Origin of the sequence: Streptomyces sp. NBC_01622, from assembly GCF_045209635.1 — a bacterium.
Taxonomy (GTDB): domain Bacteria; phylum Actinomycetota; class Actinomycetes; order Streptomycetales; family Streptomycetaceae; genus Streptomyces.
In genome coordinates this window covers 6,341,484-6,358,043 of sequence record NZ_CP109293.1, presented here as the reverse complement: position 1 = coordinate 6,358,043, position 16,560 = coordinate 6,341,484, and the positions used below count along the sequence as shown (strand labels likewise).

At 72.6% G+C, this 16,560-nt stretch carries 7 protein-coding genes; 2 read left to right on the top strand and 5 right to left on the bottom strand.

Going from position 1 to position 16,560, the window contains the following annotated elements; genetic code table 11:
- The first annotated feature begins 98 nt into the window (after positions 1-98).
- A complete protein-coding gene (locus tag OH768_RS29250) occupies positions 99-1,790 on the top strand; it encodes a bifunctional 3'-5' exonuclease/DNA polymerase (protein WP_406458507.1) in 1,692 nt (563 codons plus the stop codon).
- A gap of 18 nt (positions 1,791-1,808) precedes the next feature.
- Here OH768_RS29250 and OH768_RS29245 read toward each other — a convergent pair whose 3' ends face one another.
- The 5 genes from OH768_RS29245 to OH768_RS29225 form a co-directional block, all read right to left on the bottom strand.
- Complete coding sequence (locus tag OH768_RS29245; RefSeq protein WP_406458505.1) at positions 1,809-5,159, bottom strand: BTAD domain-containing putative transcriptional regulator; 3,351 nt, start codon at positions 5,157-5,159, stop codon at positions 1,809-1,811.
- 405 nt (positions 5,160-5,564) lie between these two features.
- Positions 5,565-6,458 carry a glycosyltransferase family 2 protein gene (locus OH768_RS29240; RefSeq protein WP_406458503.1) on the bottom strand — a complete coding sequence of 298 codons (894 nt, stop codon included), beginning with the start codon at positions 6,456-6,458 and terminating at the stop codon, positions 5,565-5,567.
- A gap of 100 nt (positions 6,459-6,558) precedes the next feature.
- Complete coding sequence (locus OH768_RS29235) at positions 6,559-7,011, bottom strand: DUF3052 domain-containing protein (RefSeq protein ID WP_406458501.1); 453 nt, start codon at positions 7,009-7,011, stop codon at positions 6,559-6,561.
- A gap of 18 nt (positions 7,012-7,029) precedes the next feature.
- A complete protein-coding gene (locus OH768_RS29230; RefSeq protein WP_406458499.1) occupies positions 7,030-7,893 on the bottom strand; it encodes a hypothetical protein in 864 nt (287 codons plus the stop codon).
- Positions 7,890-13,085: a caspase family protein gene (locus OH768_RS29225; protein ID WP_406458497.1), complete on the bottom strand. Its 5,196-nt coding sequence runs from the start codon at positions 13,083-13,085 to the stop codon at positions 7,890-7,892. The genes OH768_RS29230 and OH768_RS29225 overlap by 4 nt, the downstream gene beginning before the upstream one ends.
- Before the next feature lie 306 nt (positions 13,086-13,391).
- Here OH768_RS29225 and OH768_RS29220 point away from each other — a divergent pair, with 306 nt between their 5' ends.
- Positions 13,392-16,448, top strand: coding sequence for an FG-GAP-like repeat-containing protein (locus tag OH768_RS29220; protein WP_406458495.1), 3,057 nt, complete (start codon positions 13,392-13,394; stop codon positions 16,446-16,448).
- Positions 16,449-16,560: the final 112 nt, after the last annotated feature.

Genomic DNA, 16,560 nt, shown 5'->3' with positions numbered 1-16,560 from the left:
GACGTTTCTTCGCTCGGAGACGCTCGGAGACGCCTGGCCCGCGAGCCGGTTCGCGCAGGTCGGGGCCGCTGTCAGACCCGCGTGCCACACTCGCGAACATGACCGATCGCTGGGCGCTCGCCCCGGCCGAGGGTGGTGGTGTCGAGGTCGCCGCCCTCGGTCCCGACGGCCTGCCCGGGCCGGGGGCCGTGCGGTGGGAGCCGGATCTCGTCGGGGCCGTGCGCGGGCGGCCGGAGGTCGGCCGATGGGTGTGGCGGTCCACCGCCGAGGTGTATCCGGCGCTGCTCGCCGCGGGGGTGCGGGTGGAGCGGTGCTACGACGTGGAGGACGCCGAGACCCTGCTGCTGGGGTACGAGGGGCGGCACGGGGAGCCGCGGTCGGCCGCCGCCGCCCTGGCCCGGTTGCGCGGTGGGCCGGTGCCGCCGGATCCGCCGCAGCGGGCCGCCGAACCCGGTTCGCAGTCCTCGCTCTTCGAGCCGCAGAGCGTCCGTCTCCCCCTCGCCGACCTCCTCGCCGTGTACGCCGAGCAGCAGCGGCGGCACGACACCGCCGCGCACCCCGACCGGATGCGGCTGCTCACCGCCTCCGAGTCGGCGGGCATGCTGGTCGCCGCCGAGATGAACCGGGCCGGGCTGCCGTGGAGCGCCGACGTGCACCGGGAGCTGCTGCACGAGCTGCTGGGCGAGCGGTATGCGGGCGGGGGTGAGCCGCGGCGGCTGGCCGAGCTGGCGGACGAGGTGTCCGCCGCCTTCGGGAGACGGGTGCGGCCCGATCTGCCCGCGGACGTCATCAAGGCCTTCGCGCAGGCCGGGATCAAGGTCAGGTCGACCCGGCGCTGGGAGATCCAGTCCCTCGACCATCCGGCGGTGCAGCCGCTGCTGGAGTACAAGAAGCTGTACCGGATCTGGGTCGCCCACGGCTGGTCCTGGCTGCAGGACTGGGTGCGGGACGGGCGGTTCAGGCCCGAGTTCCTGGCCGGCGGGACGGTCACCGGGCGCTGGGTCACCAACGGCGGGGGCGGGCTGCAGATCCCCAAGATCATCCGGCGCGCGGTGGTCGCCGACCCGGGCTGGCGGCTCGTCGTCGCCGACGCCGACCAGATGGAGCCCCGGGTGCTCGCCGCGATCTCCCGCGACCCCGGGCTGATGGAGGTGGCCGGCCGCCCCACCGACCTCTACCAGTCCGTGTCCGACCGCGCCTTCTCCGGCGACCGCGACCAGGCCAAGATCGCGGTGCTCGGCGCGGTCTACGGCCAGACCTCCGGCGACGGCCTCAAGAACCTCGCCGCGCTCAGACGCCGGTTCCCCAAGGCGGTGGCGTACGTCGACGAGGCCGCGCGGGCCGGTGAGGAGGGGCGGCTCGTGCGGACCTGGCTGGGGCGGACCTGCCCGCCGGTGGCCGGCGGCGAGGACGCGGCGGAGGAGGCGGGGATTCCACAGGACGAACCCGCCAGCACCCCCGCCGACCAGGGCTGGGTGCCCGGTTACGCCTCCACCAACTCCCGTGCCCGGGGCCGCTTCGCCCGCAACTTCGTCGTCCAGGGCAGCGCCGCCGACTGGGCGCTGCTGATGCTCGCCGCGCTCCGCCGGTCCTGTGCGGAGCTCGCGGCCGAGCTGGTCTTCTTCCAGCACGACGAGGTGATCGTGCACTGTCCGAAGGAGGAGGCCGAGACCGTGGCCGCCGCGATACGGGAGGCGGCCGACCTGGCCGGACGCCTGACATTCGGCGAGACACCCGTCCGCTTCCCGTTCACCGTCGCGGTCGTCGACTGCTACGCCGACGCGAAATAGGGGCGCGGGCTACAGCTGTCAACGCGCGTCACCCTGCGACAACAGCTCGCCCAGCTCCTCCACGACCGCCTTCTCGTCCGTCCCGTCGAGCGCGGCCAGCGCCTCCCGCCACTCCTCGTACGCCTCCTGCGCGCGCCCCTGTTCCCATAGCAGCAGGCCGAGTTGGTGACGGGCGAGGCCGCCCATGTAACGGTCGGCGCGGGCGTCCGCGCGGCGCAGCAGTTCCGCGCACTCACCGCCGGCGGACTCCGTCCGGCCGAGCAGCCGCAGCGCCCGGACCAGCCCGAGCCGGGTCTGCGACTCGCCGTGCCAGTCGCCGAGGTCGCCGAGGATGCGCAGGCTCTCCTCGAAGTGCGGTACGGCGGCGGCCGGTTCGCCGAGGGAGAGGTGGGCGTAGCCGATGTTGCAGTGCGCGGAATGCTGCACGATCACCGCGCCGATCTCGACGCCGATGGCCAGCGAACGCCGGTGCTGCTCGATGGCGGCGCGCGGGTCGGTGTGCTCGTACAGGTTGCCGAGATGGCTGTAGGTCACGGCCTCGCCGTAGGGGTCGGCCAACTGCCGTGAGTACGCGAGGCTCTGGCGCAGCGCGACCCCGGACTCGGCGTGCCGGCCCAGGCCTTCGAGGAGCAGGCCGCGGTTGTTGAGGCAGCGGCGGATCCAGGAGGTCGCGTCGAGCCGCCACCAGATCGCCAGGGCCCGGTCGTTGAGCTCGAGGGCCTCGCTCTGCCGGCCGGTCAGGAAGTGCAGCCCGGCGAGATCGCCCAGCGCGTACGCCTCCGCCGCCGCGTCCCCGAGCCGCCGGGCCGCGCCCAGGGCGGCCCGGCCGAACACCTCCATCTCGGCGACCCGGCCACCGCGCAGCACGTACGGGAAGAGAAGCCGGACGAGGGTCGAGACCTGGGCGGTTCTGCGGTGGTCCGGGGTGTCGCCGTACCGGTTGACGAGCGCCACCACGTTCTCCAGCTCCAAGTCCCCCCAGGCGAACGCCTCCTGGGAGTCACGGAAGGGAGCGGTGGCCGCCACCTCCGCCGCGTGGCCGGGGAGTTGAGCGGCAGTCGGCCGACGCCGGTCGTCCTGGTCGAGCCCCGGTTCGACGATCGCGGTGAGCGTGCGCTCGGCAACGGCGGCGTACCAGGCGAGGGCGATGTCGACGAGGCCGCCGGGCCGCTGGGCCCCTGCGGTGTCGCTGCGCGGGCCGACCGCTGCGACACCGCTACGCAGCTCGGCCGCTGCAACGTCGGCACGCGACCCGGCCGCCGTGACGTCACCGTCCGGCCCGGCCTCCGCGACGCCACCGGCCTGCTCGGCTACGGGAATATCGACACGCGATCCAGCCCCCGCAACCCCACCGGACGGCCCGGCCGCCGCACTTCCGCCGCGCGATCCGACCCCCGTGGCACCATCGGACGGCCCAACCGCCGCAGTATCACGGCGCGGCCCGACCCCCGCGCCCCCACCAGGCGACCCGACCCCCGAAATATCACCGCGCGGCCCGGCCGCAACCAGTTCGCGGGCGAAATCGCGGACCAGGTCGTGGGGAGCGTAGCGGCCGTATGCCGTCTCCTCCAGGAGGGCTACGTCGACGAGGCGGTCCAGGGCGGCCTCGGCGCGGCGTTCGTCGGTGGCGGCGAGGCGGGCGAGCAGGGGGGCGCCGTAGGCCGGGAGGTCGAGGGCGCCGATGTGGCGCAGGGCGAGGGCCGCGTCCCGGTCGGTCTCGCGCTCGGAGGCGGCGAGCGCGTCGTGGGCCACCGCCAGGGAACGGCGGACGCTGAGGTCGTCGTACTCCAGGTGGTGCAAGCGGCTTTCCGTGGCGGCCAGTTGACCGGCGAGGACGCCCGGGGTAAGGGCCCGCCGCGCGGCGAGGCGGGCGGCGACGACGCGCAGCGCGAGCGGGAGGCGGCCGGTGAGTTCGACGAGCGGGTGGGCCGCATCGAGGCCGTCCCGGCCGGACACCGCGCGCAGCAGTGCCGCGCTGTCCTCCCCGGACAGCGGCGCGAGCGGGAAGCGGCGGGCGCCGTCGAGGGCGGTCAGCGGCGAACGGCTGGTGACGAGCACCGCGCAGCCGGTGCCGCCCGGCAGCAACGGCCGTACCTGGGCGGCGTTCCCGGCGTCGTCCAGCACCATCAGCGTGCGGGTGGGGGCCAGCAGGGAGCGCAGCAACGCGGCTGCCGCGTCCGGGTGTTCGGGGATGTGCCGGGGTTCGGCGCCGAGGTCACGGAGCAGCGCGTGGAGGGCCTGGCCGGCGGTGAGGGGTGCCATGCCCGGGGTGGCGCCGTGCAGGTTCACGTACAACTGCCCGTCGGGAAAGTGTTCCCGCAGTTCATGGGCGGTGTGCAGCGCGAGGGCGCTCTTGCCCACGCCGGCCATGCCGCTGATCACGACCAGGGGGTGCGAGCCGGGCTCCGCGGAAGGGCGCCCGAGGGTGTCGCGCAGGGCGTCGAGGGTGTCGGCGCGGCCGGTGAAGTGGGCGGGCGGGGGCGGGAGTTGGGCGGGGTGGGGCGGCGGGGGCGAGTGGGCGGCGGGCGCACCGGCCGCGGCGGGTACGTCCACCGGCCGGTCCGCGCCGACGCCTCCACCGGCCTCGACGGACCCCGGGTTCCCTTCCCGGAGCGCCACTCCCCGCAACACCTCCACATGCGCGTCCCGTACCCCCGCCCCCGGTTCGATGCCGAGTTCCTCGATCAGGCGGTTGCGCAGGTCGCGGTGGACGGCCAGGGCCTCGGGCTGGCGGCCGGTGCGGTGGAGGGCGAGCATCAGCTGCCGGTGATAGCCCTCCCGGAGGGGATGGTCGGCGACCAGCGCGGCCAACTCCGGTACCAGCGCGCCGAGTCGGGCGCCGCCGAGGGCGAGCTCGGCGTCGTAGCGCCATTCGAGGGCGAGGAGGCGGGCCTCGGTGAGGCGTTGGGCGAAGGCGTAGCCGCCGAGTTCGGCGGGCAGGCCGCTGAGCGGGGTGCCGCGCCACAGGGCGAGGGCCGCCGTGCAGGCGCGGACGGTCCGGGGCCAGTCCCGGGCGGCGTGTGCGGCGCGGGCCGCGGTGACGTGGGATTCGAAGACGTGGACGTCCAACTCACCCTCGTCGACGCGGAGTTGGTAGCCCGGCGGGATCGCGCGCAGCCGTTCGGGGTCGTCGAGGAGGCGGCGCAGCCGGGTCACGTGGTTGTGCAGGGAGGCGTGCGCGGAGGCCGGCGGTGAGCCGCCCCACAGGGCGTCCTTGAGCGCGTCGACGGAGACGACCCGGCCCGGTTCGAGGAGCAGGGCGGCGAGCAGGACCCTCACCTTGGTGCCGCCGATGGGCCGCACCACGTCGCCGTCACGGCCGTAGAGGACAGTGGTGCCCAGCAGTCCGAACCGCAGCTCGCACCGCATCACACCGACCCGTCGCCCTTCCGCGCGGCCCTGTCGGCCGTGCTCCGCGGCGGAGTTCTCCGCCGTCCCTGGCGGATTTCCGCCCTGTACCCGGCGGTTTCCCGCCAGCCTGTCCCGGTCGTCGAGGGCCGGGATCCGCTACCGTACCCGCCCTCTCCCGCTGCCGCGCGGCGACTTCAGGCCATCCGTCCCCGGAGCATCGGGCGCACCGTTGGCCACATGTTAGCGATTCGTTGGCGCGACCTGATGTGATCACTTCATCGGATCTGGCCCGACGGTGCGCGCGTACGACGCGCAACTCGGGGGAGTGTCGCCGTCGTGGCCGGGTCCGGGGACGCGAGAGGGCCCCGGTCGGCGGAGGTGAACGACCGGGGCCCTCGTCCCTTACATCTGCGGTAGCGCGGCTCAGATCACGGGCGGGCGGCCCAGCCGCGTCAGCCGCCACACCGTCCGCCAGCGCATGGCCCGCCGCTCCCCCGCCGGTTCGCGCACCCCCTCCACGAACCCGCCGAACCACGCCCGCAGTCCGCCCAGCGACCGCGTCCGTACGAGGGTGAGCAGCGTCCACACGCCCAGGTGCACCGGGATCAGCGCGAGCGGCAGCCGGCGCCGGACCAGCCAGACCCGGTTGCGGGCGGTGACGCGGTAGTAGATGGCGTGCCGGGCGGGCGAGGTCTTGGGGTGCTGGAGGAGGAGTTCGGGGGCGTAGCGGATGTGCCAGCCGGCGTCGGCGGCCCGCCAGGCGAGGTCGGTCTCCTCGTGCGCGAAGAAGAACTCGGCCGGCCAGTCCCCCGTCTCGGCGAGCATGGCCATGCTGAGCGCGTGCCCGCCGCCGAGGAACCCGGTGACGTGTCCGCCCTGCATCGGGTCCCCCGCGCCGACCCGCGGCACATGCCGCCGCTGGGTCTCGCCGTGCTCGTCGGCGATCCGGAACCCGACGATGCCGAGGCGGGGTTCGGCCGCGTACAGGTCGCGCACCCGGCGCAGCACGTCCGCGTCGACGAGCAGTCCGTCGTCGTCGAGTTCGACCACGACGTCCACGTCCCCGAACTCGCGCAGCCGGGCCAGGCCGACGTTGCGGCCGCCGGGGCAGCCGAGGTTCTCCTCGACGTCGATGGTGGTGACCTCGCCGGGCAGGGAGAGCCGGTCGGCGAACTCCGGGAGCCGGCAGCCGTTTCCGACGATCACGATGCGGGCCGGCGGTAGGTCCTGTTTGGCCACGGACTCGAGGAGCGCGTCGACCTCGGCGGGCCGGTTTCCCATGGTCACCACAGCGACGGCGATCCTCGGTTCCACCACGTCCCTCACTCCATCCGGCCATCCGGCGATGCCCGCGCCCTGATCGCGCAACACTCGCCGTTCACCAAGATGTTGCCTTACGTCGGCAGGTGGCTACGACTCAAGTTCGTTTTACGGGACCTTTGTTGTGGCTTTGCCGGTTTTCCCTCCGCCGCACGAACTTCAGCCCCGACCAGTCGTCCCCGAGCGCCGCGACCTTCACATCCACCACCCCGAGGGGGAGGAAGAGGTCACGGAGACCGTTCTCGGTGATGTCGCTGACGTGACCCGCGGCCCTGCGCGGCCAGGCGATCCACAGCATGGCGGTGTCGTCGAGACCGAGAACGAGTTCCATCCCCTCCGCGTCCAGTTCCTTCCACTCCTGGTAGAAGGCGACGGTGACGTCCGCGCCGCGCGGGCCGCCGTCGGCGACCTCGCAGTCGACGGGCAGCCCGGGGATGTCCCACCCGCCGGGCGCGTGCCGCAGCCGGACCCGATGTCCTGCCTTGACGCCGATCTTCTTGGCGAGCGGGGTGGCGGAGTAACCGCCCGCTGCCGTGGGTGAGTCGACCACGCGAAGACCTCCGGTTCTTCAGTCGCCGCCCGGCCCGGCGAGCGCCTTGCCGATGGCCTCGCCCGTTTCCCGGGCCGTGAGATAAGGGCGTACGTCGTGGGCCTTCGCCCCATTGTGTACGGGGACGTCGTCGACCCGCTTGCCGAACGCCGGCGCGAGTTCCTTCACCAGCGCAACCACATCGCCCCGGTCGGCGATATTGGTCCACGCCTTCACCGGGGCGGGCCAGCGGGCCAGCCCGTCCCGGGGTGGCGGCACCAGCCGGTCGAACACCGTCCCTCGCACGGCCAGCGGCGACCCGAGTGTCACCAGCGTGAGGTCGCGCCACTCCGGGTGGGCACACAGCGTCTCGTACGCGACCACCGAGCCCAGCGAGTGCGCGACGATCACCTCGGTGTCGTCCGTCACCGCCTTGACGAGACGTTCGCCCACAGCCGCGCGGATGTCGGGTTCCGTGAAGTAGCGGCGGACCTGGCGGGCGCTGGAGATCATCATCCGCTCGGCCGCCGCCGCGAAGAACGAGGCGTGGCTGAGCGCGTCCAAGGCCCGCTGGACCCGCCGCGAAGTCCGCAGCCTGACCGGTGCGTCGGGACCGGTCACCTGGCTCTCCACGGCCGCTGCGGCCTCCCACCACTGGAGCAACAGGTCCTCTTCCAGGCCCACTTCGACATCGGATGCGTCGAGGTCGGGCTCGCCCACGGAGCGATGGCCCTTCGGGCGGAACAGGTCGCCGTAGAAGGCCATGGAGACCTCCTCGGCGGGGACGACGGGACGGTCCGCCAGGGTCAGGCCGTCGCGGAGTCCGGGGTACCAGTGGTCGAGGAGCGACTGAGGGCCCTTCACCTGCTGGGCGATGCCGTGGACGAGTACGACGCGGTTCATCGGGCGGTCATCTCCTCGTTGAGCCGCAGGGCGACCACGCCCATGTCGGTGCCCACGCAGACCCGGCCGTGTTCGTCGAGGGCGATGTCGCTGATGCCGCTGCCGATGTCGAGGGCGAAGTTCCAGCGGGGCGAGCGGGTGTCCCAGAGGCGGAGCTGGCCGTAGCTGTCGCCGGCGACCAGGGTGGGGGTGCCGTTGACAAGGGCCACCCGGATCGCGGTGACATCGGCCGGGAAGGGTTCCAACTCCCAGTCCGCGCTGCGGCGTTGGGCCAGGTCCCAGAAGTGGAGACGGCCTTTGCCGGACCCGGAGATCACGAGGTCTCCCTGGTCGAGGCGGGCTATTTCGAGGGAGGTGGCTCCCAGCTCGTGGCGGGCCAGCGGTTCGGCCCAGGGCAGGCCGGTGCGCAGGTCCCACAGGCGTACGGTGCCGTCGTCGGAGGCGCTGGCCGCGAGTTCGGCTCCGTCGAAGGTCCAGGTCCGCACCTCGTTGACGAAGGAGGTGTGACCTTTCATGGGCGGGCAGACTTCCGCCTGGCTCTCCAGGTCCCAGGCATTGAGTTCGTACGCGCTCCCCACCGAAACCACGATGCTCCTGCCGTCCAGGAGGTGCGCGCGAGGCTGCTCGGAAGGCTGGGAGCGGACCGTCCTGCGTTCCCGGTCCGCCATGTTCCACACCTCGGCTTTGTCCCAGCCACCGCGGACCAGCAGCAGGCCGCCCTCCCCCTGCCCGGGTACGGTCGTCATGCCCTCGCCGACGCCCTTGACGGCGGGGATCTGGTCCTCCACCTGGTGGCCGTCCGCCAGGGAGTGGACGCGGATCAATCCGTCCGTGTCCGCGGTGGCGAGCACCGCCCCATGGGCAACGGTCTCGAAGATGGTGACCGACCGGATGCCCCAGTTACGGCCGCACAGCGGCTCCCCCAGCGGGTGGAGAGAGGTGAAGTCCCAGATACGGACTCGGGAGTGGGTCGTCAGCACCACCGGAGTGCTGTCGATCCGGCCGAACAACGGTGCCGCGTACAGAGAGGAGCCCCGCATCTGAAGCGGCTCCCCGAGCGCCGTACCCGTGTCGAGGTCCCAGAGCCGGGCGGAATCGTCCACGTCCGAGGTCGCCACGACTTCCCTGTCGCCCACTCGCCCCAGGTCCGCCCAGCGGACCATATTGGTGTGGCCGCTGAACGGCCCGGCCACCAGTGACCTGTCGTGCAGGTCCAGCAGATGCACGTCGTTGCCCTCGACCGAACACAGGACCGAGGGACGGCCCCGGTGGAAGGCGACCCCCGCGACCCTGGCCGACTGGGTGTAGTCCTCCAGGACGAAATGGGTTTTGTCCTGCGGGGTGGATGCCCCCAGGAAGTAGCAGTGCCCCGATGACGTGGCCAGGGCGATCTCCAGACGCCCGCCCGACTGCCGCAGCGCCAAGTGCCTCACGCCTCCGACGAACCCCACGATCGGCGACCCGACCTGTTCCCCCGAGCGGGTGTCCCACAGCCGGACGGTGCCGTCCTCACTGCCGCTGACCACGACGAGGGCACCGTCCAGTTCACCGATGGCGACACAGGTCACCTCGTTCGTGTGGCCGGTCAGTACCGGCCCGACCGGCTCGTCCGACAGGGGCCGCCACAGCCGTACGGTGGTGTCGTCACCGCCCGTCGCGACGATCACCCGGCCGTCCTCCGCGTGGATCGCAACCGCTTCGACCGCACCGGAATGGCCCTCCATCGGAGGTGCTGCCTGTTCCCGGGTGCGCAGGTCCCAGAGCCGCGCTGTACGGTCGTGCGAGCCGGTGAGCAGCAGAGGCCGTCCCTCGACCTCGACGAAGGCCATCGCGCTCACCTCGCGGATGTGCCCCTCCTCCGGCTGTTCGGTGGTGAGGTCCCAGATGCGCGCGGTGCGGTCGTTGCTGACGGTCACGGCCAGGGCTTCTCCCGCGCGGTCGACGAGTGCGGCGGCCCTGATGTATTCCACGTGCCCGCGCAGCGGCTGCCCGATCTGCTGGAGCCGTGCCAGGTCCCACAGGCGTACGTCTTCGCCACCGCTGGTCAGCACCACCGCCCGGCCGTCGAACTCACCGATGGCAACGGAGTGGACCCCGTTGATCCTGAGGGAGTTGTGCGCCGGCACCGGTTCCCCCAACTGCCGCCGGTCCTGCAGGTCCCAGACGCTGAGCAGGCCGTAGCCGTCCCCGACGACCGCGACGGTACGTCCGTCGAGACGCGCCACGCCGAGCGCTTCGACCGAGGCCGCGGTGCCCAGCAGCGGATTGCCGTCCTGCCGGGCGTTCCCGCCGGCCGCCACCTCGCTCAAGTCCCATACGTACAGGGCCTGGTCGTCCCCGCCGGTGACCGCGATCGGCCGGCCGTCGAGTTCGCCGAACGCCGCGTCGTTCACCGTCCGGCGATGGGCGCTGAGGTCCCGTCCCAATTGCTCCCGTGTGTCGAGGTCCCAGATACGGGCCGTTCCGTCGGCGCTGGCGGTGAGGACGACGGAGCGGCCACCGAGGGTGCCGACAGCGATGCTCTCGACGCGGTTGGTGTGGCCGGTGAGCGGACGGTCGAACTCCTGGCCCGCCGACAAATCCCAGACACGCACGCTGCCGTCCTCGGCCCCGGTCAACGCAAGCGTGTAGTCGCCCAGTTCACCGATGGCGATGGCGCTCACCGCGATGCCGACGCGGAGAGGTTCGCCGATCTGGCGCTGGGAGACCAGGTCCCAGATCCGGGCCGTGCCGTCGAGACTTCCGGTGACGGCGATGGGGCGGCCGTCCAGGACCCCCACGGCCGTACACCCGATCGCCTTGGTGTGACCGCTCAGCAGGCGGTGCACCCCGCTGGTCGACCACCAGGCCCAACTCGCCGACCAGGGCATCGGGATGCCCAACCGGTCGATGCGGTCGGCGAGTTCGTTGGCCTCGCAACGGCGTGCGGACAGTTGCAGGTCGGCGGCCCGCTCGCCGAGGGCGCGGTCGGCGACGAGGCGGTGCGCGACCTGTTCGTAGGCACCCCGGACACGTCGGGCTGCCGGGCCCTCAGCGGCGGCGAACGCCCGGAGCAGAGCAAGGGGTTCGGCGGCGAGCAGGAAGCCAGGGTCCTCCATCAGGGAGGAGAGCCGCCCGGCCGCCGCCGCATGCGTCGCGAGGTGCTGACCGACGTACGGCGGCGCCCCGAACCAGTCCGGAAGACCGTCCGGGGCCGACGGGACGAGCGAGACGAGGGCATCGACGACCGAGCGCTGGATGTCCTCCGCCTGCCGGGGGGCGCTGTCGCGGAGATGTTCGGCGAGCGCCTTGTGGTAGAGCCGGTAGACCGATCGCCGGTCGTCGTCGACGACTTCCGCGACGTACGCCCCGGCGACGTCCAGTGCCCAGGCGATGTCGGCCTCCGTGCAGGGGACGCCGGCGATCACCGAACTCAGCTCTGTCCACACCAGCCCGCGGGGCAGGCCCTTGCCCTCGGAGAACGCGAGGGCGAGGAGCATACGCCGTACCCGCTCCTCCGCCTCGCCGAAGCGGGCGAGGTAGTCGTCGAAGGCGCCGCCGATCTCCGTGGGCAGTCTGTCCTGCCAGCCAGGCGCTCCGACGTCGATGGGCTCGACGTCCGAGCGCAGGGTGCGTGCGGTGGTCCTGGCGTAGAGGTAGACGCCGTCCGCCTTGGCGGCGACGGCGGCGGCGACCGCGCCGGCCAGTTCCGGCCGGCCGCGGTAGGGGGTGCGGACGTCGGGTTCCTCGGCGGCGAGCAGCACCCTGGTGACATAGCCGGTCACGTCGGTGACGTCGGCGCGGTAGTCGGGCTCGTCGAGGTCCATGCAGGTGAAGGTGGGGCCGAGGGCGCGGACCAGTTCGTGGCGGGTGCCGACCAGGAGGCGTACGCCCCGGATCTCCGACATCGGGCGCAGCAGTTCGCGGCTGATCCGGCGGGGCTCGCCATGACCGCCGGCGTCGGCCGCGGTGTCCGATCCGGCCTCGTCGACGGCGTCCACGACGATCACCAGCGGGGGGCCCGTACGACCGCGCCGGGTGAGTTCCTGGAGCAGGGCCGCCGCGCCGTCGGTGGGCGCGTCGAGCGCGGCCCCGATCCGCTCCACCACCTCTTCGAGCCGCTTGTGCCGGGCATGCACGGCGACGGCCACGCATTCCTCGGGTACGACGGTCGCCGGGTCCACGTCCGAGAGGTTCAGTTTCGCGCGGTAGCGGACGTCGGAGAGGGCGACGATCCGGCCGAGCACCGCCGACTTCCCACAGCCGGGGCTGCCGGTGACGATGCGTCCGCGGCCGTCGCCCTCCTCAGCGGTCAGCCACTCCACGAGCCCGGTGAGCACCTTGCCCCGACCACTGAAGTACAGGCCCTGCTCGGACTCGAACTCGACGCCGCGTGAACGCGGCCCGAAGTGCTCGTCGAGATCACGGCCCGCCACCTGCCGCTGCCGCTCCAAGTCGGTGCCCAGGGGCGGGAGTTCGGGGCGGTATCCGGCGTTGGGCAGGAAGGGGGCGAGGCCGTTGACATGGCCGCTGGCCAACTCGGCTCGCTGGCCGCTGCCTTCGGCCTCGAACCGCTCGTTGACCGCCTGCACGAGGGCGGTCAGGTCGAGGTACCGCTGCCGCTGTCCCGTGCGCTGCACGGTGGTGGCGATCGCCTCCGTGAACACCGGCACGAACTTGCCGTCCAGGGCGGTGTCCTTGCGGCGGGCCGAGGCCAGGAACCACAGACCGGTGGAGCCCGTACCGGCGGGATTGCGGGCCAGCCGGTTCAGGGCGACGGTGGCCGCGTCCGCGCTGCCCGCGCCGCCCGCGCACGTGTCGAGGATCAGCAGCAGGTGCCGTAGGTCCCCCTTGACGAGGTTGCGGACCAGGTCCTCGGTGGCGAGCGCGGTGGCGGCGAGGTCCTCGGGGTCGGAGTCCCAGGTGAACAGGTAGTGCCGGTCGCGATCTTCGACGGCGCCGTGGCCCGCGAAGTAGAGGACGACCGCGTCATCGCCTGTGGGGGCGGTGTCCGCGAACCAGTGGCGCAGCTTCTGGCGGATCTGTTCGGCGCCCTCGTACTCACCGAGTCCGGGCAGTACCGCCGTGTAGCCGAGCCCAGTGAACAGTTCCCGGGCCGCCCTGATGTCGTCCGGCACGAAGGCGAGTTGCTCGTCGTCGGGAAGGTTCTCGTACCGACCGCTGCCCAGCGCAATGAAGAATCGTCGCCCCACCCAACCGCCCCACCGCCGCTTACCACAGTCCCGGGAGCAAGACTGTAGCCATCCCATCGCTCCCCGCACCGGGTAACCGGGAAACCCCGGCTCGGACAACCGCAGCTTCGTCCCGTGCACCGTTATGAGGAAGTGATCCGCGGTACACCTGATGATCCAGGAGCCGCTGTTAATCTCCGGTGCATCTTGCATGGGGGGACAGCCGGGGGGCTGTACATACGCAGATACGTCACGGAACCCGCCGACGCGCACGCGCACCCGGCCACCGCCGTCCCGCCACGCCCTGTCCTCGTCCAGGAGGCCGCGTTGGCCCGTCGTACCACCGCCCGTGGCGTCGTCGCCGCGCTGGCGGTCCTTGTCGTGACCGTCGGCCCCGGCCCGCTGTCCGTCCCGGCCGGCGCGACCGGGAGCGCCCCGGTCACGGCGGAGAAGGTCTTCCAGTCGGACCGTTACGTGCCGCGCGGCGACCGGCTGTACTCCGCCGGTCCGAGCGGCTATCTGCATGCGCGGGAGGGCAGTTCGGGCTATCTGTGGACGTCGTACGGCACCGGTGACACCACCGCACTGGGCGCCCTCACCCGGCTGGAGCTCCCGGCGTACCTCGGCTCGTCGTCCGACATCGTGACCGATGTCGTCTCGTCCACCTCGAAGGTCGTCCTCAAGGACATGTCCGCCGGCACGAGCACGGACGTCGCCCTGACCCACGGCACGTACTGGGCGACGTACGGCACCCATGTGCTGACCCAGGCGCGGGCCGCCGACGGCAGTCGTCTGCTGTACCTGTACGGCGACGGTGCGCCCGCCGACGGCACCCTCGTGGAGGGCTGGCCGGCCGGCGTCACCGCCAACTTCCAGGTCCTGGGCGGCGACAGCGGCACCGCCGTCATCAGCTACACGGCCGGGGACGACCAGCGCCACCTGGCGGTGGTGGACCTGGCCGCCGCGAAGGTCGTCGGCGACGTGGCCGTGACCGTCGCTCCGACGGCCGTCGCGCTGAGCGCGGACCGGCTGGTCTACGTGACGGGCGGCACCACCGCGCACGTCCTGGACCGCGCCGACCTCTCCGCCGCCGGGACGACGGTGCCGCTGCCCGGCACGACGGGTACCCCGGCCCTGGGCATCGCCGGCCGCTGGCTGGTGGTCGCCCGCTCCGTGACGTCGGACGACTACCCCGACTCCTCCGGCAAGCAGTTGACGGCCGTACCCCTCGCGGGCGGCGACGCGGTCACCGTGCTCCGGCACGCGAACACCTCGGTCGTCCCGGCACCGAACGGCGGCCTGCTGGTCGTGGGCGGCGCCGACTCCGCGCACTGGGCGGTGCGCGAGGTCACCGACACGGGCGCGGACGCGCCGACGCTGACGGAGGTGACGGACGTACCGCCGGTGGCGGCGACGATCGACCGCCTGTCGCTGCAGAACGGCAATCTGGTCACCGACGAGCGCAACACCAGCTTCCTGGGCGCCTACTACAGCCGACAGGTCTCGATCACCGGCACCTCCTACGCGCCGGGCGCACCGGCCTGGCAGACGTGGGACGGGCGCGGGACGGGCCCGTACACCACCGGTGAGGGGCACGCGGTGACGTTGACCGCCGGCGCCGGCGACCCCTCCGGGTCGCTCGTCCAGTCGATCGACTCCGACCCGGTGGGCTTCTATCTGCCCTCCGCCGCCGGAACGGTCCTCGACGTCTCCGGCCGCTATGTGATCGTCAACGGCTCCTCCCCCGCCAGGCAGTACGTCGGCGACCTCGGCGTCTACAGCGATCTGAAGCCCGTCGTCACCCGCTCCGTCACCGCCGCCTCCGTCTGGGGAACCAAGCTGTGGACCCCGGGCACCGGCAACGGCGTGGTCACCGCGAAGGACCTGAAGACCGGCGGGACGACCGACACGGTCAGCACCGGCGCCCCGTGCACCGCCAAGGAGTTGCAGGTCGTCGGCCGGTGGATCTACTGGTCCTGCGGCCCGACCGCCGCGGCCGGCGTCTGGGACCGTACGGCGAAGAAGAACATCACCGTCCCGTCCGGCGAGGCGCTGCTCGGCGACGGCTACCTCGTCCGGCACGACACCGCCGCCGGGGAACTCCGGCTCACCGCCTTCGCCGACGGCACCGCGACCACCCGCACGATCGGCACGCTCGCGGCGGGAGCGGGCAACTCCAGCCTGCGCGGGGTGACTTGGACCGTGGACAAGTTCGGCGGACCGGCGGCCTACGTCGACGCGGACCACCGTATCCACCTGGTGCCCGGCGGAGTCGCCCCGCAGCCGCTCGCCGTCACCGAGTCCGACGTCACCCGGGACGACACGATCAGCAGCCCGTGGTGGCAGTACCGCGCGGTGCTCTCCCGGCCCGCCGCCTCCTGGACGGCCACCCTCACCAGCAAGGCCACCGGCGCCGTGGTGCGTACGCTGACGGGCGGCGAGGTGGACGGCACGCTCACCGCGCGCTGGGACCTCCGGAACACGGCGGGCGCGCTCGTGCCCAACGGCGCGTACACCCTCAAGCTGACGGCCACGCCCGCCGACGGCTCGGGGGCCGCGCTGACCATGTCGCGGACGGTGCCCGTGTCCGCCGGCGCCGCCGTGCGCCGCGACTTCACCAACCGCGCCACCTGGGGGCCCGACGGCATCGGCGACGTCCTCGCCCTCTCCTCGAACGGCGTCGTCGCCTACCGCCCCGGCAACGGCACCGGCGGCCTCTCCGGCGCCATGTCGGCCTCCGGCTGGCCCTCGACGGTGACCCTGGTGCCGTTCGGCGATCTGAACGGCGACCGCCAGAACGACGTCCTCGTCCGCTTCGCCAGCGGTGAACTGCGCGTCTACCGCACCTTGCGCGGCCAGGCGTTCACCACCAACACCCCGCACACCTCGCTGGGCACCGGCTGGAACCAGTACAACCTCCTGACCTCCCCCGGCGACCTCACCGGCGACGGCCTCCCCGACCTGATCGCCCGCAAGACCTCCACCGGCGAGGCCTTCCTCTACAAGGGCACCAGCACGGGCAGGCTGTCGGCGCGGGTGCGCGTCGCGACCGGCTGGAACGGCTACAAGAAGATCGTCGGCATCGGCGACTTCAACGGCGACGGCCGCGGCGACCTCCTCGCCCAGGACAAGTCGAACGCCTTGTGGCGCTACGACGGCAACGGCACCGGCGGCTTCAGGCCCCGCGTGAAGCTCGCGTCCCATTGGGGCTCCGACTACAACGCCGTCATCGGCGCGGGCGACCTCACCGGCGACGGAAAGCCCGACCTCGTCTCCCGCGACACCGGGGGCACCATGTGGCGCAACTCCGGCAACGGCAAGGGCTCGTTCGGCCCGCGCGTGAAGGTGACGACGGGCTGGCAGACGTACAAGGGCCTGTTCTGACACCTGTCCCTCTCCTTTTCTCCTTCTCCTTCTCCTGCTTTCTTCTACGACAACGGCGCCCCGTCTCGATCGAGACGGGGCGCCGTGCCGGTGTGTGCGCGCCGGTGTGCGT